Source organism: Microbacterium sp. NPDC055599 (genome assembly GCF_053618975.1).
Window position 1 is genome coordinate 1 of sequence record NZ_JBSHIM010000015.1, and the last position, 17,424, is coordinate 17,424.

General features: G+C 72.5%; 16 protein-coding genes. 6 read left to right on the forward strand and 10 right to left on the reverse strand.

The genetic code is table 11. The annotated features are described in order from the left end of the window. Nucleotides 1–64 precede the first annotated feature (64 nt). Nucleotides 65–1,021, reverse strand: coding sequence for an AraC-like ligand-binding domain-containing protein (locus ACWGQ1_RS14585; RefSeq protein ID WP_136034184.1), 957 nt, complete (start codon nucleotides 1,019–1,021; stop codon nucleotides 65–67). Nucleotides 1,022–1,128: 107 nt separating this feature from the next. Between ACWGQ1_RS14585 and ACWGQ1_RS14590 the strand changes: the two genes are divergently transcribed. After that, nucleotides 1,129–2,226 (forward strand): DUF998 domain-containing protein, encoded by a 1,098-nt coding sequence (locus ACWGQ1_RS14590; RefSeq protein ID WP_206251579.1) that lies wholly within the window; start codon nucleotides 1,129–1,131, stop codon nucleotides 2,224–2,226. Nucleotides 2,227–2,241: 15 nt separating this feature from the next. On the opposite strand, the gene ACWGQ1_RS14595 is transcribed toward ACWGQ1_RS14590, so the two are convergent. Further along, nucleotides 2,242–3,099 carry a MurR/RpiR family transcriptional regulator gene (locus ACWGQ1_RS14595; RefSeq protein ID WP_136034182.1) on the reverse strand — a complete coding sequence of 286 codons (858 nt, stop codon included), beginning with the start codon at nucleotides 3,097–3,099 and terminating at the stop codon, nucleotides 2,242–2,244. A 135-nt stretch (nucleotides 3,100–3,234) separates the two neighbouring features. On the opposite strand from ACWGQ1_RS14595, the gene ACWGQ1_RS14600 reads away from it, so the two are divergent. After that, on the forward strand, nucleotides 3,235–4,128 hold the full coding sequence (locus ACWGQ1_RS14600; protein WP_452313194.1) for a BadF/BadG/BcrA/BcrD ATPase family protein: 894 nt from the start codon (nucleotides 3,235–3,237) through the stop codon (nucleotides 4,126–4,128). Then, nucleotides 4,118–5,053, forward strand: coding sequence for an N-acetylmuramic acid 6-phosphate etherase (gene murQ / locus ACWGQ1_RS14605; protein ID WP_247981385.1), 936 nt, complete (start codon nucleotides 4,118–4,120; stop codon nucleotides 5,051–5,053). The genes ACWGQ1_RS14600 and murQ overlap by 11 nt, the downstream gene beginning before the upstream one ends. A gap of 39 nt (nucleotides 5,054–5,092) precedes the next feature. Here murQ and ACWGQ1_RS14610 read toward each other — a convergent pair whose 3' ends face one another. Both ACWGQ1_RS14610 and ACWGQ1_RS14615 read right to left on the reverse strand, forming a co-directional pair. Then, nucleotides 5,093–7,081, reverse strand: coding sequence for a primary-amine oxidase (locus ACWGQ1_RS14610; RefSeq protein ID WP_452313195.1), 1,989 nt, complete (start codon nucleotides 7,079–7,081; stop codon nucleotides 5,093–5,095). A 94-nt stretch (nucleotides 7,082–7,175) separates the two neighbouring features. Then, the gene (locus tag ACWGQ1_RS14615; RefSeq protein WP_136029017.1) at nucleotides 7,176–7,760 is read right to left on the reverse strand and encodes a TetR/AcrR family transcriptional regulator; all 585 of its coding nucleotides are present in this window, start codon (nucleotides 7,758–7,760) and stop codon (nucleotides 7,176–7,178) included. A 65-nt stretch (nucleotides 7,761–7,825) separates the two neighbouring features. Between ACWGQ1_RS14615 and ACWGQ1_RS14620 the strand changes: the two genes are divergently transcribed. Then, nucleotides 7,826–8,365: a hypothetical protein gene (locus tag ACWGQ1_RS14620; protein ID WP_136029019.1), complete on the forward strand. Its 540-nt coding sequence runs from the start codon at nucleotides 7,826–7,828 to the stop codon at nucleotides 8,363–8,365. A gap of 40 nt (nucleotides 8,366–8,405) precedes the next feature. Here ACWGQ1_RS14620 and ACWGQ1_RS14625 read toward each other — a convergent pair whose 3' ends face one another. The 6 genes from ACWGQ1_RS14625 to ACWGQ1_RS14650 all read right to left on the reverse strand — a co-directional run bounded on the left by ACWGQ1_RS14625 (nucleotide 8,406) and on the right by ACWGQ1_RS14650 (nucleotide 14,586). Next, a complete protein-coding gene (locus tag ACWGQ1_RS14625) occupies nucleotides 8,406–9,617 on the reverse strand; it encodes a Bcr/CflA family efflux MFS transporter (RefSeq protein ID WP_452313196.1) in 1,212 nt (403 codons plus the stop codon). Continuing rightward, nucleotides 9,614–10,597, reverse strand: a complete 984-nt coding sequence (locus tag ACWGQ1_RS14630; RefSeq protein ID WP_136029021.1) for an alpha/beta hydrolase — start codon at nucleotides 10,595–10,597, stop codon at nucleotides 9,614–9,616. The genes ACWGQ1_RS14625 and ACWGQ1_RS14630 overlap by 4 nt, the downstream gene beginning before the upstream one ends. Next, nucleotides 10,594–11,592 carry an alpha/beta hydrolase gene (locus ACWGQ1_RS14635; protein WP_136045575.1) on the reverse strand — a complete coding sequence of 333 codons (999 nt, stop codon included), beginning with the start codon at nucleotides 11,590–11,592 and terminating at the stop codon, nucleotides 10,594–10,596. Before ACWGQ1_RS14635 ends, ACWGQ1_RS14630 begins: the two co-directional genes overlap by 4 nt. 81 nt (nucleotides 11,593–11,673) lie before the next feature. Next, the gene (locus tag ACWGQ1_RS14640) at nucleotides 11,674–12,633 is read right to left on the reverse strand and encodes an aldo/keto reductase (RefSeq protein ID WP_452313197.1); all 960 of its coding nucleotides are present in this window, start codon (nucleotides 12,631–12,633) and stop codon (nucleotides 11,674–11,676) included. An 8-nt stretch (nucleotides 12,634–12,641) separates the two neighbouring features. Then, complete coding sequence (locus ACWGQ1_RS14645; protein ID WP_247638511.1) at nucleotides 12,642–13,757, reverse strand: zinc-binding dehydrogenase; 1,116 nt, start codon at nucleotides 13,755–13,757, stop codon at nucleotides 12,642–12,644. Between the two features lie 94 nt (nucleotides 13,758–13,851). Continuing rightward, nucleotides 13,852–14,586, reverse strand: coding sequence for an SDR family NAD(P)-dependent oxidoreductase (locus ACWGQ1_RS14650; protein ID WP_247638512.1), 735 nt, complete (start codon nucleotides 14,584–14,586; stop codon nucleotides 13,852–13,854). Between the two features lie 123 nt (nucleotides 14,587–14,709). Between ACWGQ1_RS14650 and ACWGQ1_RS14655 the strand changes: the two genes are divergently transcribed. Together ACWGQ1_RS14655 and ACWGQ1_RS14660 are read left to right on the forward strand one after the other, a co-directional pair. Then, on the forward strand, nucleotides 14,710–15,672 hold the full coding sequence (locus tag ACWGQ1_RS14655) for an aldo/keto reductase (RefSeq protein WP_247638513.1): 963 nt from the start codon (nucleotides 14,710–14,712) through the stop codon (nucleotides 15,670–15,672). A gap of 211 nt (nucleotides 15,673–15,883) precedes the next feature. Next, nucleotides 15,884–17,413, forward strand: a complete 1,530-nt coding sequence (locus ACWGQ1_RS14660) for an ABC transporter substrate-binding protein (RefSeq protein WP_206251570.1) — start codon at nucleotides 15,884–15,886, stop codon at nucleotides 17,411–17,413. Nucleotides 17,414–17,424 lie beyond the last annotated feature (11 nt).

The window sequence follows — 17,424 nt, forward strand, 5'->3', positions numbered from 1 at the left end:
GGGGTGGGAGGCGCGTTTGTGATCCCGCACCGCACCGCGCACCGCGGGCGGCGCGGGGGCGGCGTCAGTGGGCGGTGCGGTACTCGCTGGGGGAGATGCCGTAGGCGGTCTTGAACGCGCGGCTGAAGTGCGCGGCGTCGACGAAGCCCCAGCGGGCGGCGATCGCGGCGACGGGGCGGTCGGCGAGCATCGGGTCGAGCAGATCGCGGCGGCACTGCTCCAGGCGGCGCGTGCGGATCCAGGTGGAGACCGTGACCCCCTGCTCCTGGAACAGTCCGTGCAGGTGCCGCGTCGAGATGAAGTGCGCGGCGGCGATGGTCGCCGGGCCCAGATCGGTCGAGGCGAGGTTCCGGTCGATGTGCGAGCGGATGCGCTGCATGAGAGCTCGGTGCGGATCGGCCGAGGCCTGATCGAGCCCGAGCTCGCGCGTGAAGACGGTCGTGACCAGGTCGAGCGCGCTGTGCGCGAGGCGGGCGCCGGTCGTGCCGGCGAGCTGGTCGAGGTTGCCCGCGAGCTGCGTGAGGTACGGCACGACCATGCCGCCCAGCCCCTCCTGCCCCGAGATGCGTACGGCCGTGAGCTGCCCGATCATGTCGGCGGGGAGGCTGATGAGGTGCTTCGGGAACATCACCACCATGGTGCGGAAGTCCTGGTCGAACACGAGCGAGTACGGGCGGTCGGTGTCGTACACGGCCAGGTCGCCGGCCTGCAGCACGGCCTCCCGGTCGTCTTGGATGAGCAGCCCGGTGCCGGCGAGCATGAGGCTCACCTTGAAGTACGAGCGGTCACCGCGGGCGATCAGCTCCGACGTGCGCTCGACCACGTGGGAGGTGGCACGGATGTCGTTCACGTGCACCTCGTCGACCGAGGCGCCGCGGATCACGCCGCGGAACTGGTCGGCACCCGCGGTGGTGACCTGGAGGGGGACGAAGGACTCCGAGACGGCGGCGCGGAAGTCGCTGATGTTGCGCGCGACCAGAGTCGACACCGATTCGGCGGGGGCGGCGAGTGCACCGTTCATGACTGATCACCTCGGGCTGGTGGAAGGAACGACGACGTTGTATACGATCCGTTCCGCGATGGTATCACCGGGACCGCGCGAAGGGGATGCCTTCTAGGATGTGGACCGTGAGTGACGGGGCGATGAGGATGCTCGCGGATCGAGTCCTGCGGGTGCTGCGCCAGGTGCGCGGACCGGGCACACCGGAAGCGGTGTACGAGGCGACGGCCCTCATCGTGGGCGCGGCGTTCCTGGTGCTCGGGTTCGTCGTGGCGCTGCCGGTGTTCTGGGGCCATCAGCTGTCGATCAGCGGCACCGGGTCGATCGGCGTGTTCGCGGCGTACGGAGGCGCGGCCACCGCGGCGCTCGCGTTCGCTCTGGGGCGCCTGGCGGTGCGGCCGGAGCAGCCCGACCCCACCGCCGTGCGCGACGGCTTCAGCGTGCCGGGCGACCGGCTGCGCTGGTACGACCTGCTCGCGATCGCCTTCGCCCACGCCGCGATCGCCTACCTGGGCTGGCTGGGCATCGCGGAACTGCTGGAGCGCAGCTTCGTGGATGCCCCGGTGTTCCCGTTCCCCGGCGCGATCCTGATGGCGGTGGCCTTCGCGCTGACCGCGTACGTGTCGTTCCTCAGCGCGGTGGCCCTCACGCCGATGGTGCTGTCGCTCGTGCTGGCGGTGTTCCTCGTGGTCGGGGCGTTCGCGAGCATGCTGGCGTCGAGCGACGTGCACTGGTGGCGCGACAACCTGTCGGCGCTCGGGATGAGCAGCAACAGCGCCTCGGTCGCGTTCAACGCCACGCTGGTGATCGCGGGGGTGATGGTCACGACGATCGCGCGGTATGCCACGGCCGGGCTGCCCGCCGACGATCAGGCCGAGCGGCGCGGACGCCTCGTGGTGCGCGGCGGCCTGATCCTGATGGGCATCTTCCTCGCGTGCGTCGGGCTCTTCCCGGTGGACGAGTTCTTCCTGCTGCACAACACGGTCGCGACCGGCATGGCCGTGGTGTTCGCCGTGGTCGTGGTCGGGCTGCCGTGGTTCCTGCCCGCCATCCCGCGGGTGTTCGTCGGGCTCGGCTGGGCGTACGTGCTGGTGATCGTGCTGCTCGGCGCGTTCTTCGCGGTGGGGTACTACAACCTCACGGCCGTGGAGCTGATCGCGGCGGTGCTGATCTTCAGCTGGATCATCGTGTTCCTGCGCACGGCGGGCTCGATCGGACGCGGCTGAGGCGCGACGGCGCGATCAGTCGCGCAGGGCGTGCGTGGCCTGGCGGGTGCGGCGCAGGGCGTCGACGGTCTCGGCGTAGCGCCGCTTGGCCACGCCGATGAACAGGCAGTCGACCAGGGTGAGCTGCGCGATGCGGCTGACCATGGCTCCGGCGCGGAAGGCCGACTCCCGCACCTCGGTGAACAGCGCGTGATCGGCGGCGTGCGCGAGCGGGGAGTCCTTGGCCGAGGTGACGGCGACGGTCGCGGCGCCGTTCGCGCGCGCCGTCTCCAGGAACCGCACGGTCTCGATCGTCGACCCCGCGTGCGAGAAGCCGATCGCGACGGTGGGGGCCGCGTGCAGCACGGTCGCCGCGACGGCCTCGTGCGGGTCGGCGAGCACGTGCGCGTTGCGGCCGACGCGCAGCAGCTTGTGCGCGAGGTCCTCCGCCACGAACTGGCTCGCGCCGATGCCGTACAGCAGGATGCGGTCGGCGCCGTCGATCGCGTCGATGGCGGCCTCGAGCACGTCGAAGTCGAGCTGGGCGACGGTCTCCTCGATGGCCAGGAGCTCGAGCGCCGCGAGCTTCGACACCGCCTCCTGCAGCGTGTCCTCGTCGGAGATCTCCGAGCCGAAGGCGCCGCGGGCCGAGAACTGCGCGGCCTCTTTGCCGAGCTCGGTCGCGAGGGCCATGCGCAGCGGGGCGTAGCCGCTGAAGCCGATGGCGCGGCAGAACCGCACGACGGAGGCGACCGAGGTCTGGCACTCCTCAGCGAGCTCGTTGATGGTCTTGTCGATCACGATCGAGGGGTTCTCGCGGACCACCGTCGCGATGCGGGCGAGCGAGGGCGGCAGCGTCGATGCGGCCGCTTCGATCGTCGACTGGATGCTCAATCGGTCCTCCGGGGATGTGGGATTCTCAAGTATGTCGTGACGGGGGTCGTGACAAGAATGGTAAATTCTTTTCAGTGAGTCTACTTCGCATGTAGTCTCTTTTCGTTACTTCCACCGCGTCCCCGAGGAGAGCCGATGAGCGCCCCGCCGACCGCCACCGTCGATCTCGGCAAGTCCCGCTGCCGCGTCGTCGTGCACGCGGAACCGCGCGTGGAGCGCTCGGGCCTCGGCGCCCCGGGTCTGGCGTCCGCCGGCGGCGTGACCGCGGCCCTCGACGCCATCCTCCCGCTGCTCGACGGGCTCCCGCGGCTCGATGCGATCGGCGTGGGAGCGGCCGGCGCGTGGTTCGCGCCGGACGCGGCCGTCGAGCTCGCCGGTCTGCTCGCGGCGCGCACCGGGGCCCGCGTCGCGGTCGCCTCCGACGTCGTGACCGCCCACGCCGGAGCACTCGACGGGGGAGCGGGCGTGCTGCTCATCGCGGGCACCGGCGCCGCGGCCCTCGGCATCGACGCGGACGGCGCGCGGCTGATCGACGGCTGGGGCCCGGAGCTCGGCGACCTCGGCAGCGGCTCCTGGCTCGGGCGCGAGACGCTGCGGGCCGTGCTCCGCGCCGCCGACGGCCTGGCCGGCCCCACCGCTCTCACCGCCGCGGTCGCGGGACCCGTCGGGGCCCCGTCCGACGTGCAGGCCTGGCTCGCGGGCGACGGCGCGCTCGCCCGGCGCCTGGCGACCCTCGCCCCGCTCGTGCTCGACGCCGCCGAAGCCGGAGACGACGTCGCCGCCGCGATCGCGACCGAGGCCGTGCGCCTGCTCACCACCAGCGCGGTCGCCGCCTCCGCCATCACGACCGACGTGGCCGTGCACGGCGGGCTCGCCGATCACGCCTGGTTCCGCGACACCCTGAGCTCCTCCCTGCGTGCGGCCGGCCGTCGTGTCGTCCCGGCGCGGGGCGATGCCCTGGCCGGCGCGCTGCTGCTGACCCGCCGCGTCGACCTCCCTCACGAAAGGTTCGTGCACCGTGCCGAATGACGACTCCCGCCTCGCCGCCCTCCTCTCCGTCCTGGAGACGCTCGACACCGAGGCGTCGACGACCGAGCGCGGCGACCTCGACCTGCTCGAGACGACCGAGCTCGTGCGCCGCATGAACGCCGAGGACCGTCGGGTGCCCGAGGCCGTCGCCGAGCGGACGGCCGAGATCGCCGCCGCGGTCGACGGCATCACGGAGCGGTTCCGCCGCGGGGGACGCCTGATCTACATCGGCGCGGGGACGGCCGGGCGCATCGGCGTGCTCGACGCCAGCGAATGCCCGCCCACCTTCGGCACCGACCCCTCCATGGTGGTCGGCCTGATCGCGGGCGGCGAGACCGCGATCCGCTCCGCCGTCGAGAACGCCGAGGACGACGAGGAGGCCGCCGGAGACTCGCTGCGCGCGCTCGACCTCACCGAGCGCGACACGGTGGTCGGCATCTCCGCGTCCGGTCGCACGCCGTACGTCGTCGGTGGGCTCGAGTACGCCCGCAGCGTCGGCGCGCTGACCGTGGCGATCGCGTCGAACGCGAACTCGGCGATCGGCGCGGTGGCCGACATCCCGATCGAGGTCGTGACCGGGCCCGAGTTCATCTCCGGCTCCACGCGCCTGAAGTCGGGCACGGCGCAGAAGCTCGTGGTCAACATGCTCACCACGCTCTCCATGATCAAGCTCGGCAAGACGTACCGCGGCGTCATGGTCGACCTGCTCGCCACCAACGAGAAGCTGCACGCGCGGTCGATCCGCACCGTGTCGCAGCTGTCGGGGGTCGGCGTCGACGAGGCCGCCTCGGCACTGCAGCAGGCGCAGGGCTCGGTCAAGCTCGCCCTGCTCATGCTCGCCACGGCTGCTCCCGTCGAGACCGCCGCGACCGCGCTCGCCGGTGCCGACGGCATCCTCCGCGACGCGATCTCCGCCCTCGCCTGACCCCCGCCCGCTACTGATGCGGGCGGAGGACGCGGCTCGTCAGTGGCCGCAGGTGCAGTCGGCCCCGCCGCCGCAGCACGACGAGGCCGCGGCGCCGCCGTGGGCCTGCGACGACTCGGGCACGTCCATCGCCGGGTTCTGGTCGAGGAAGCCGTAGGGCTTGAACCAGAAGCCCGCATAGTCGACGGGCATGATCGGCCAGTCCTCCGGGCGGGGGAAGTGCGTGAGGCCGAACGTGTGCCACAGCACCAGATCTTCGCCGTCGATGCGACGGTCGCCCGCGCTGTACTCGGGGAGGCCGGAGCCGCCCTGGTGCGCGTTGGGGTAGCGGCCGGCCGGCCAGATCTGCCCGTGCTCGTAGCGCGTCGCCCACAGGTGCTTGGTCGCGAACGTCGCCCGCGCCGCCACCGACGAGGCGGGGTCGGCCATCAGCAGTGCGGTCGGCTCCGGCACCAGGTGGTAGGCAGTGGGTCGGCCGACGTGGTTCGTGCGCGAGGCGCTCTGCACCTCCCACACCCGGGCGACCGAGGTGTCGGCCTCGCGCTGTGCGGCGTGCTCGGTCTCCAGCACCGTCTCCGACCAGGAGAACGCGTTGCCGAAGGGGTTCTCCGGTCCCATCGGCACCCGCTGCGCGTCGACCTCGACGAGCCGGTTGTCGGAGCCGTCGATCGCCACGTCGAGCCGGGCGCAGAAGAGGTGCTGGTGCACGGGGGCGAACACCCCTGGCGCGAGCTCGGTGGCGTGCTTCTGCCGCACGCCCGGCTCCCCGGCGCCCGCGAACACGATGCCCGTGGCCTTGGCGACCACCTCGATCGAGCCGTCCAGTCCGAAGTTCCAGTAGAAGCCGTAGTCGTAGTTGCCGATCGTGGAGAAGTACGACACCACGAAGCGCCGGGAGCGCCGCACGTCGGATCGGCCCGCGAGATCGGTGTGCTTCCACAGGATCCCGAAGTCCTCCTCGTGCATGCAGATCACGTTCGGGATGCGCACCGGGTGGCCGTGGTCGTCGGCGACGTAGCCGTCGAGGTAGCGGATCACGCCGAGGCAGTCGCACCCCAGTTCCAGGTGGTTGGCGTTCTTGCCGAGCAGGTACTCGCCCGCGTCGAAGTAGCTGATCCAGAATCGCCCGGGGGCCGTGTCGCCGTAGGGCACCACCATCTCGGGCACGCTCGCGCGGTGCAGCACGGAGCGCCCCTGGAACGAGACGTCGTGCAGCACGAGGCCCTCGCGGGCGTTGAAGCCGACGCGCATCGACCAGCCCTCCCACTCGACGAGCGAGCCGGACACGTGGAAGCTCGTGCCCTGCGGCTGGGTGATCTCGATGGGCATGAGCGTCGTGCGCGCCTCGCCCTGCACCTCGGGGTAGTAGTTGCCGTGACCGGCGGGCACCGGCACATCCCCCTCGTCCTCCACGCGGATCACGCTGTTCGCGGTGAGGTCGATGTGCACGATCAGGCCCTCGACCGGGTGTGCCCACGGCGAGTCGTTCTCGTCGTACTTGAGGAAGGTGAGCGAGCGGATGACCCGGCGGCCCACCTCGTCGGCGCGACCCGTGTAGCCGGGGGCGAGGGGGGAGCAGAACGCGAGGTCGATGTGCTCCGTGAGGCCCCGTCGCTCCATGGCGGCCCGCCACTCGGGCGACGCCTTCGCGATGGCCTCGGCCCGCTCGTACTCCTCGAACAGGTACTGCGGCTGACCGTACGGCGGGGCGTCGTTGGGCACGCGCTCGCTGCGCACGATCTCCCCGCGCGTGATCGACACGATCACCTCGGTGGCGACGCCCGTGGCGGTGTCGAGCAGCGTCACGTCGGCGCGGCGATCGATGGGGGAGCCGGGGCTCCACGCCGCGAGCTCCTCCTTGGTGGCCTCGTCGGGCAGCAGCATCGGCACGCGGGTGGTCTCGGTCATCAGTCCGGCCGCCTCCAGCACCGCGCGGGCGGCGGCGATCTCGGCACCGGTGAGCGGGTCGAGCGGGTGCGGAACCGCGATCTTCTCGACGGAGACGGGCTGCGGGGCGTGGTGGGACATCGTCGACCTCACTATTTTCGAGCGAACGCTCAAGAAACGGGATGGCACGATGATAGGCCGCGCGGACGCGGGTGCACAAGCGCCGGCTCGCGGGTCAGGCGCGCCAGGGGGCGAGGATGCCGTCGAGCACTGCGAGGTGGGCCGCGGCGGGCTGCGGCTCGGTCACCTCGACGATCTGCTGGCCGTACGTGATGGAGCGCAGCAGTGCCATGACCGCCGCGGTGGGCGTCTGCGGCCGCAGCTCTCCGTCGTCGACCGCCTCCTGCAGGGCCTCGCGGATGCTGTCCTGCCAGGTCGCGAGGGTCGGGGAGGCCGCATCGGGCGCGGGGGCGAGCGTGGCCAGGCGCCCCCAGAAACCCACCACGACGTGCGCCTCGGTGCGGGTGCGCTCGTCGACCGGCAGCACCTCGCGCATCAGGGCGTCGAGGCGCGCGAGGCCGCGCAGCCCCGCGGTGGCCTCGGCGATGCGCTGGTCGGTGCGGCGGGTGACCTCAGCGGCGGCCGCGCGGACGACGTCGTCGAACCCGTCGAAGTAGTGCCACAGTGAACCGGTGGCCACCCCGAGCTCCTTCGCGACCGCGCGGGAGGACACGCTCTCGTGGCCGTCGCGGGCGGCGACGGCGAGCAGCGCCTCGGCGATCTGCCGGCGGCGCTCATCGTGGTCGACGATGCGGGGCACGTGCCCATCCTCTCGTAGACGGTCGGGTCTAGCGATATTGAGCGCTCGATCAATATACTGCGACCGTGGAACCCCTCGTCCCCGCAGCACCGTGGCTGATGGCCGCGGCCGCGCTCGTCTCCGCCGTCGCGTGCGTGGCGGCGTGGCGGGCGGTGCCGTGGCAGGGGAGGCAGTCGGCGCTGGTGATGGCCGCCGGGATGCTCGTGCTCGCGATCCCCGGGGTCGACGCCCTGACGCGGCTCGCGCTCGGCGCGGTGCTCCTGGTCTCCGCAATGCTCGGCACCATGGGCGTGCGCGGCACCGCGGCCGCCGCCACCTGCTGTCACCGGGCGCTGGTGTCGCTCGTGATGGCGGTGTGCGCGTTCGACGGATCCGTCGTGGTCTCCTCGGTCGAGCGCGCCGTCACGCCGACCGGCCACGGCGGGCACGGCCTCGGGGGCGTGCTCTCGGCGCTCGTGATGATCGGGGTCGCCGCGGTCGTGCTGTGGACCGTGGCGGCGGCGTGGTTCGTGCCTCCGCAGCACCACGGTCGCACCGGGCGTCTGCTCGCCACGGAGTCGTGGGCGATGGCCGCGGGCGTCGCCGTCATGTGCCTCGGCTTCTGACCGCGGGGCGGGCGGGACTCGGGCGACCCGACCGGGCGGCTCAGGTGCGCGCGGCCGGACGCACGAACGCCCACGCGGCGACCGCCGCGACGGCGGCCGCGAGGGTCATGGTCACGGCCATGGTCATGGCGTTCGTGCCGCCGACGCCCGCCGCGACCGGGGCCAGCACGGGCCCGAACAGGAAGGTGGACATGCCGAGCAGGGCCGATGCGGTGCCCGCGCGCGAACCGTGGTGCGCGAGCGCGAGGGTCTGCCCGTTCGGGCCGCCGACGCCGGAGCACAGCATGAAGCCGACCAGGGCCGCGATCACCCCGGTCACCCCGGTCCCGGCGACGGCCAGCCCCAGGAACGTCGCGGTCGCCAGCAGCGTCGCGGTGCTGCCGCCCAGGTACACGCGGAGGGGGCCCCACCGTCGCACCACCAGCCGGCTCGTCTGGCTGCCCACGATGCTCGCGAGCGCCCCGGCCGCGAACGCCAGGCTGAACGCCTGCGGGCTCAGCCCGAACTCGTCCTGCAGCACGAACGACGACATCGACAGGTAGGTGAAGAACGCCACCCCGCCGCCCGCCGAGGCGCACAGCACCGCGGCGAACAGACGGTCGTGCAGCACGGCGCCCGCGTGACCGCCGAGCGTGCGCAGGCCGCCGCCGTGCCGGTCGTCGGCGTGCAGCGTCTCGGGCAGGGCGAACACGACCACGAGCAGCAGCACGACCCCGACCGCCGCGAGCACGCCGAAGATGCCGCGCCAGTCCATGATCCGTGCGAGCTGGCCGCCCACCACGGGGGCGATGATCGGGGCCGTGCCCGAGACCAGGAACAGCAGCGACAGCATGCGCGACAGCTCCACGCCCTCGAACTGATCGCGCGCGACCGCAAGGCAGATGACGATGCCCGCCGATCCGGCGAGACCCTGCAGGAACCGCGCCACCAGCAGCAGCTCGATGCTCGGGGCGACCGCGCACACGGCGGACAGCACCGCGAACGCGGCCACGCCGACGAGGAGCGGACGCTTCCGGCCCAGCCGGTCGCTGAGGGGACCGGCGATGAGCTGCCCGAGACCCAGGCCGATCATGCACGCCGACATCGTGACCTGCGCGAGCGCCTCGGTCGTGCCGAGCGACGCCGCGAGCTGCGGCAGCTGCGGCAGGTACAGGTCCATCGACAGCGGCCCGAACGCCTCCAGCATCCCGAGCACGAGCATCGCCCGGAGCGTGCCCATGCGGGCGGGCTCCGGGCGCGCCGGGATGCTCATCCGCCCGGGCGCAGCACGCGGCGCAGCCAGCTCTCCCGCGCCGCGACCGCCGCCAGCGACACCTCGGCCTCCGGCGAGAACCCGGAGAAGCCGTGGTACCCGCCGGCCCACACGTGCAGCTCGGCCTGACCGCCGGTCGCCCAGATGCGCAGCGCGTAGTCCACGGCCTCGTCGCGGAAGGTCTCGGCAGCCCCGACCTCGATGAACGCGGGGGCGAGTCCGGACAGGTCGGTGGCGCGTGCGGGGGCCGTGTACGGCGAGACCCGGTCGGTGAAGCGGTCGTCTCCGGCGATGGCGTCCCACGCGGTGTCGTTGTTGTTGCGGTCCCAGGCGCCGAAGCCGTCGTACTGCCGGGCGGACGGCGTCTCGTTGCGGTCGTCCAGCATCGGGCAGCCGAGCAGCTGCCCGGCCAGCCGCGGTCCGCCGCGGTCGCGGGAGAGCAGGGCCACCGCGGCGGACAGCCCGCCGCCCGCGCTCTGCCCCGACGCGATGATGCGGTCGGGGTCGATGCCGAGGTCGTCGGCGTGCGCGGCCATCCACTCCAGCGCCGCGTAGCAGTCCTCCGCCTGCGCCGGGCCCGGATGCTCCGGCGCGAGGCGGTACTCCACCGCGACGCCGACGACGCCGTGCCGGTCGGCCAGATCGATCAGCTCGGCGGTGCCGAAGAAGCGGGTGCCGAGCACCATGCCGCCGCCGTGGATCGACAGGACGGCGGGCGCCGGCCCGGTCGCGGGGGCGGACGGCCGCACGATCGTGACCTCCAGGTCGGGCGCACCGGCGGGGCCGGGGATCACGCGGTCCTCCCACGTCACCGCCCTGCCCTCGGCCTGCACCGCGATGGGCGGGATGATCGTGGCGAAGTGGTCGCGGTTGGCGTGGATGGTGTCGGCGCGCAGCGGGATGCCCTCCACGAGCTGCACGAACGCGTCGAGCCCGGCGACCAGCTCGGGGTCGTACGGCACGGGAGCGGGCGCGGTCATCGGGCGGCCCGCCAGATCCGGCGCAGCCACGACGACCGTGCGGCGAGGGCGGCCCGGGTGATCTCCGCCTCCGGCATGTACATGTCGAAGCCGTGCGCGCCGCCGCCCCACACGTGCAGCTCGGCCTGGCCGCCCGTGGCCCAGATGCCGAGCGCATACGCGGTGTCCTCGTCGCGGAAGGTCTCCGCCTCGCCCACCTCGATGTACGCGGGGGGAAGACCGGACAGATCGGTCGCGCGGCTCGGGGCCGCGTAGGCGGGGGCCTCGTCGCTGAACGCGAGGTCGTCGCCGAGCACGCACGACCACGCCAGCAGGTTCATGTCGCGCTGCCACGTGCCGATGCCGTCGTACTGCAAGCTGGCGACCGAGGTGTTGGTGTTGTCGATCATGGGGCACAGCAGCAGCTGCCCCGCCATGACCGGGCCCTTCCGGTCGCGCGCCAGCAGGGCGACCGCGGCCGTGAGCCCGCCCCCGGCGCTGCCGCCGCCGACGACGAGGCGCTCCGGGTCGATGCCGAGCTCGGCGGCGTGCTCGTGCGTCCAGACGAACGCCGCGTAGCAGTCCTCCACACCGGCGGGGTACGGGTCTTCCGGGGCGAGCCGGTACTCCACGTTCACGGCGACCACGCGGTGCTCCGCGACGATGTCGACCACGCGCGCGGTCTCCCACGAGCGGTGGCCGACGATCATGCCGCCGCCGTGGATGTTCACGAACCCGGGCAGCGCCTCGGTCGCGGAATCCGCGGGGCGGAACACCGTGATCTCGATGTCGGGTGCGCCCGCGGGGCCGGGGATCACGCGGTCCTCCCACACGATCGGGCGGCCCGCGATCACGGTGTCGTTGTCGGGGAACATCCGGTCGACGCCCTCGCGCGGCAGCGTGTCGCGGGTGAGGGGAGGCTGCGGGTTCTTCGCGATCTCGTCCAGCACGGCCTGCACCTCGGGGTCGAACGGGACGGGCGGGACGGTGGGGTGTCCGGCGGCGGTGGCGGTCATGTCTCTCCTCAGTGGGGCGGGGGCGGCGTGGGGCGGGGGCGGCGTGGGGCGGGGCGGGTGTGTGGTGGTCCGCGGACGGTGTCAGGGGCCTTCGGGGTCGACCACGCCGCGGTCGGCCCAGAAGGGTTCGACCAGGCGGCGCAGCTCGTCGGCGCCGATGCGGTCGACGAGGTCGGCGGCGTCGAGGTTCGCGTGCAGCTGTGCCACGCGGGAGGCGCCGAACAGGGTGGTCGTGAGGGCGGGGTGTGTGAGCGTGAACGCGATGCCGAGCTGGGCCGGGGTCGTGTCGAGCGACTCCGCGAGCGCCGTGAACGCCGGCACGTCGGCGATGATCCGCTCCCGGATGTCGCCGGGGTCGCGGCCGATCTGGCGGTCGCCCTTCACGTTCCCCGCGAGCACGCCGCCCTCCAGGCAGTCGGAGGCCTGCAGCGTGAGGCCCTGCTCCCAGAGCCGCGCGAACGGCTCGCCGTCGGGGATCGAGCGCCGTGCCACGCTGTACTTCAGCTGCGCGATCTGCGGCCCGGGCACGCCCTCCGCCGCGGCGAGGTCGAGCAGGCTCTGGATGGACGACGCCGACCAGTTGTTCACGCCCCACGCTCGGATGAGTCCCGCATCGGCGAGGCGCGCGAGGTCGAGCACGAGGTCGCGCAGGTCGAGGTCGTCGCGGCGCAGGTCGCCCAGGATCACGAGGTCGGCGTGCTCCACGCCCACCCGCATCAGGGCGTTCTCGAGCTGCGGGCGGAAGCCGTCGTCGCCGAAGGCCTCCAGCCACAGCTTCGACGACAGCAGCCACTCGTCGCGGCGCAGACCCGCCGCGCGCACCATGGCCGAGAAGATCACGTCGGTGAACACCGGAGGGGCGCCGGGCGCGGAGTAGACGCCGACGTCGAAGAGGTTCACGCCGCGGTCGGTCGCCTGGCGCAGCAGCTCGACGGCGTCGGCGAAGTCCATGCGGTCGTAGGTGTGCCACGAGCCGAGCGAGAACAGGGAGGCGTGCAGGCCGCTGCGGCCGATCTCGCGGCGGGGGAGAGGGGTGGTCATGGTGCTCCTCAGAGGCTCGGGTCGATGACGGCCTTGACCTCATCGAGGTGGTGCATGTGGGCGATCTTGGCGGAGGCCTCGGCGAGACCGACCGGGGCGCTGAACAGGTCGTCCCAGGGGAAGCGGTCGGCGAACGCGGTGAAGAAGTCGATGGCGCGGGCGTAGTCGGAGATGTCGCCGTTGAGCGAGCCGACGACCGTGAGTTCCTTGCCCATGATCGTGCTGAGGGGGAAGCCGTCGCCCGTGGGGCCGGTGGAGCCGACGATCGCGATGGTGCCGCGCTGCGCCGCCATGCCCACCGCGTCGGGACCCACGCTCGGGGCGCCCGCGAAGTCGAACACGTGGTCGGCGCCGTGGCCGCCCGTGAGCTCCATGACCTGGTCGACGACGGGCCCGTCGCGGAAGTCGACCACGGCGTCGGCGCCGAAGCGGGCGGCGAGCTCCAGCCGGGCGGCGGGGGCGCCGACCGTGATGACCTGCCCGGCGCCCGCGATGGTGGCGACGGCGGTGGCGAAGATGCCGAGCGCGCCCGACCCCTGCACCACGACGCGGGAGCCGGGGCGGATGCGGCCGGCGCGCTCGAACGCGCGCAGCACGGTCTTGGCCGCGCAGCCCGCCATCGACGCCCAGGTGTCCTTCACCGCCGCGGGCAGCAGCAGCTTCGCGGCGCCGGGGGTGACGTAGGCGTACTCCGACAGCCCGGCGGTGGCGTACGGCGGTACGTCGGACCGCTGCAGGAAGCCGTAGCCGCGGCGCGAGCAGGCGACGGGTTCGCGCAGCACGACGCAGCCGTGGCACTCGCCGCACGTGGACTCCGACCAGCCGATGCGGTCGCCGGGGGAGAGCGGGCGGCCGAGGGCGTCGCGCGTGTCGGGTCCGGTGGCCACGATCTCGCCGACCATCTCGTGGCCGAGCACCATCGGGAGCATGCCGGGGAAGGTCATCCGGCCCTCCCAGATCTCGATGTCGGTGCCGCACAGGGTCGTGCAGGCGATGCGCACGAGGGCGGCGCCCGGCTCGATCTCGGTCGGCAGCGGGAGGTCCTGCAGGGTGAGCGGCTCGCCGTGCGCGGTGAGCACGGCGGCGCGGGTCGTGGTCGGGCGGGTCGGGGCGGGGAGGGTCATGCGGTTCTCCTGTCGCGGGACGGGTGGGGGATCGGGAACGCTCCGCGAGGGGCGGGGTGCGGATCCGATCCCGTGACGGATGCGGGCGGACGGATCAGACCAGGAGCTGGCCGCCGTCGACCGGCACCGAGACGCCGGTGATGTGGCCGGCGGCGTCGCTCGCGAGGAACAGCACGAGCGGCGTGACCTGGTCGACCTCGGCGATCGTGCCGAGCGGGATGCGCGACTCCCAGGCCGCGCGGGCGTCGGGGTTCGAGGCGAAGTCGGCGGTGAGCGGGGTGAGCACCGGGCCGGGGGCGACCGCGTTCACGCGCACGCCCGCGGTGGCGAGCTCGATCGCGGCGGTGCGGGTGAGGGCGTCGACCGCGGCCTTGGTGGCCTCGTAGTGCCCGAGGCCCGGGGTGGGCTGTCGGGCGCCGATGGACGAGATGTTGACGATGCTGCCGCGTCCGGCCTCCGCGAGCAGCGCGCCGAACACGCGGAGCATGAGGAACGTGCCGCGCACGTTGACGCGCAGGGCCGCATCGACCGCGTCGACCGGGACCTCCTGCAGCGTGCCGCCGCCCGCGACGACCCCGGCGTTGTTCACGAGCACGTCGAGCCCGCCGGCGGCCGTGATGCGGTCGGCCGCGGCCAGGACGGAGGCCTCGTCGGCGATGTCGAGGGGGAGGGCGGTGGCGCCGATCTCGGCCGCGACCGCGGCGGCGGCGTCGGCGTTCACGTCGCCGAGGAACACCTCGTCGCCCGCGGAGCGGAAGGCGGTGGCGATGCCGCGGCCGAGGCCGGACGCCCCTCCGGTGACCAGGATGCGGCGCGGGGATGCGGTCATGTTCGTCCTCACTGACGGTGCTCTGACGGGATGAGTCCGTTATATTCTACAACCATAGAAAAACACAACCCCGGTTGCTGAGCGAGGAGCGCAGCGACGAGACGAAGCACGCGAAGGAGCGTCATGCCCGAATCGACCCACCCCCGCCGTCCGCTGCAGACGGGCGGTGCCCCGGTGCCGCCCCTCGCCCTCGGCTCCTGGAACACGTGGGACCGCATGGCGCCGGAGGAGGCGGTCGCGCTGATCCGCCGCGCGGTCGAGCTCGACGCCGGGTTCTTCGACGTCGCGTACTACAACATGGGCCCGCACGCCGAGAACTCGACGACCGACATCCTGTTCGGGCAGGCGCTGCGGGCGAGCGGTGTCGACCGCGACGACATCGTGCTGTGCGGCAAGCTGTGGCTGTGGGACTGGCCGAACCAGGGGTTCCGCGCGCAGCTCGTCGAGTCGCTCGAGCGGGCGGGGCTCGACCGGTTCGACACGCTCGTGGTGGGCGACTACCTCGATGCGCCCGACCTCCCGCGGCTCGTCGCCGACGTGAACGCCCTGATCGACGAGGGTCTCGTCGGCTCGTGGGGCATCAACAACTGGCGCATCGCCGACACCCGCGCCGCGCTCGCCGAGGCTCGGACGCGCGGGCTGGCCGGCCCCGCGTTCGCGCAGCTGAAGTACGGCATCGCGCGGCGGTCGATGGCCGAGGGCGACGCGTACGGGCCGCTGTTCGCCGACGGCACCCTCACCCTGCAGGCGTCCGACGTGTTCGAGGGCGGCATCCTCGCCACGGGCCGGACGCCGCAGCGCAAGATCGGCGCCGACGTGGGCGGCATCCGCGAGCGGATCGCGGCCCTGTACCCCGAGGTCGCGCGGGTGGCGGGGGAGTTCGGGGTGACGCCGGCCGCGCTCGGCATCGCCTTCTGCCTCGCGAATCCCGCCACCGCGAACGTGCTGTTCGGCGCCTCACGGCTCGAGCAGCTCGAGCAGAACCACGCCGCGCTCGCGCTCGTCCGCGACCACGGCCCCGAGGTGCGGGCGGCCCTCTCCGACGTCGCCGTGGACCGCGACGTGCGCGCGGACGGGGTGTGGTGACGGGAGTGGCGAGACGGGATGCTGCGCGCAGAGACAAGCCGGGTGCGCCCGGTGGCATGAGCTGTGCCCGTTGCCGCGGGAAACATGCTTGCGCTCTTTTTCCACGCATGTAGACTAACCAGCACGACACATCGAGGTGGCGTCGATCCGGTCTCCCGGTCAGCGGCTCTTCGAACCTTCTTCACCACCCCTGCACCCGAGAGAAGGAACCATGAAACGAATGCCCCTCGCGCTCGCCGCAGCCGTGGCCGCGACCCTCGCGCTCACCAGCTGCAGCGGCGGCGGAACGCCATCGCCCTCCGAGGGCGGCGGCGCCGAAGGCCCCGACGCGCTCAACATCGGCAACTTCCTCGACATCACGTCGTGGGATCCGTCCCTGGCCGACATCGGGTTCGACGGCCCGTACCTCTCCGCGGTCTACGACGCCCTGATCGCCCTCGACGCCGACGGCGACCCGATCCCGTCGCTCGCCACCGAGTGGACCGTGGCCGACGACGACCTGAGCATCGACCTCGACCTCCGCACCGACGCCGTGTTCAGCGACGGCACCCCGGTCGACGTCGACGCCGTGCTCGCGAGCCTCGAGTACCTCAAGGCCGGCGCCCGCTCGGGTGAGGCCTACGTCAACGTCGACAGCTTCGAGAAGGTCGACGACGACACCGTCCGCATCAACCTCACGCAGCGCGACGACACGATCCTCTACTTCATGGGCCTCGGGCGCAGCTACATCGCGTCGCCCGCGTCGATCGAGGCCGGAACGCTCGGCAGCGAGCCGGTCGGCTCCGGTCCCTACGTGCTCGACAGCGCCACCAGCGTCCCCGGCGCGGAGTACCACTTCACCAAGACCGAGGACCACTGGGACGCGAAGACCTACCCCTTCGCCGAGCTCGCGATCTACCCGATCACCGACGCGACCGCCCGGCACAACGCCATGCTCAGCGGCCAGATCAACGTGCAGTACGGCGACGTCGCCAACCTGGAGCAGGCCGAGCAGCAGGGCTGGAACACCGCGCAGCGCGTGTCCGGCTGGGCGGGCCTGGTCATCACCGACCACACGGGGGCCAAGAGCGAGCCCCTCGGCAAGCTCGAGGTGCGCCAGGCCCTGAACTACGCGTTCGACGGTGCCGCGATCCTCGCCGCGGTCGGCAGCGGCGCCGGTGTCGCCACCAACCAGGTCTTCCCCGACGGAGGGCCGATCAACGACCCGTCCCTCAACGACGCCTACGCGGTCAACATGGACAAGGCGAAGGAGCTGCTCGCCGACGCCGGGTACCCAGACGGCTTCGCGATCTCGATGCCCATGTCGCCCATCTTCGAGATGTGGAAGCCCTCGGCGGAGCAGGCACTCACCGAGCTCGGCATCACCGTCACGTGGGACAACATGCAGATGCCGGACTACCAGCTCAACGCGCCGAACTACCCGATGTTCATCTCGTTCCTCGCGATGGACGGCAACGACGTCGCCACGGTGGCCCGCCAGGTCACGAGCGTCCAGTGGTTCAACCCGGAGCCCGACTACGCCGAGAACGACGTCATCGCGCCGCTCGTCGAGAAGGTGCAGACCGAACGAGGCGACGCCCAGACCGCGGCCGTCAAGGAGCTCAACGAGGCCCTCGTCGACCAGGCGTGGTGGTCGGTCTGGTACCAGGCGAACAACATCTACTACACGGCGCCCGGCATCCAGCTGCAGCCCGTCGTGGGCATGATGTTCCCGACCCTGCGCTACATCACCCAGGGCTGATGCCCGCCGGG

What these genes read in the sequence shown, in the direction of transcription:
- ACWGQ1_RS14585 (WP_136034184.1), bottom strand. Translation starts at nt 1,021, where the DNA reads ATGAACGGTGCACTCGCCGCCCCCGCCGAATCGGTGTCGACTCTGGTC.
- ACWGQ1_RS14600 (WP_452313194.1), top strand. Translation starts at nt 3,235, where the DNA reads ATGAGCGCCCCGCCGACCGCCACCGTCGATCTCGGCAAGTCCCGCTGC.
- ACWGQ1_RS14610 (WP_452313195.1), bottom strand. Translation starts at nt 7,081, where the DNA reads ATGTCCCACCACGCCCCGCAGCCCGTCTCCGTCGAGAAGATCGCGGTT.
- ACWGQ1_RS14625 (WP_452313196.1), bottom strand. Translation starts at nt 9,617, where the DNA reads ATGAGCATCCCGGCGCGCCCGGAGCCCGCCCGCATGGGCACGCTCCGG.
- ACWGQ1_RS14630 (WP_136029021.1), bottom strand. Translation starts at nt 10,597, where the DNA reads ATGACCGCGCCCGCTCCCGTGCCGTACGACCCCGAGCTGGTCGCCGGG.
- ACWGQ1_RS14635 (WP_136045575.1), bottom strand. Translation starts at nt 11,592, where the DNA reads ATGACCGCCACCGCCGCCGGACACCCCACCGTCCCGCCCGTCCCGTTC.
- ACWGQ1_RS14640 (WP_452313197.1), bottom strand. Translation starts at nt 12,633, where the DNA reads ATGACCACCCCTCTCCCCCGCCGCGAGATCGGCCGCAGCGGCCTGCAC.
- ACWGQ1_RS14645 (WP_247638511.1), bottom strand. Translation starts at nt 13,757, where the DNA reads ATGACCCTCCCCGCCCCGACCCGCCCGACCACGACCCGCGCCGCCGTG.
- ACWGQ1_RS14650 (WP_247638512.1), bottom strand. Translation starts at nt 14,586, where the DNA reads ATGACCGCATCCCCGCGCCGCATCCTGGTCACCGGAGGGGCGTCCGGC.
- ACWGQ1_RS14655 (WP_247638513.1), top strand. Translation starts at nt 14,710, where the DNA reads ATGCCCGAATCGACCCACCCCCGCCGTCCGCTGCAGACGGGCGGTGCC.
- ACWGQ1_RS14660 (WP_206251570.1), top strand. Translation starts at nt 15,884, where the DNA reads ATGAAACGAATGCCCCTCGCGCTCGCCGCAGCCGTGGCCGCGACCCTC.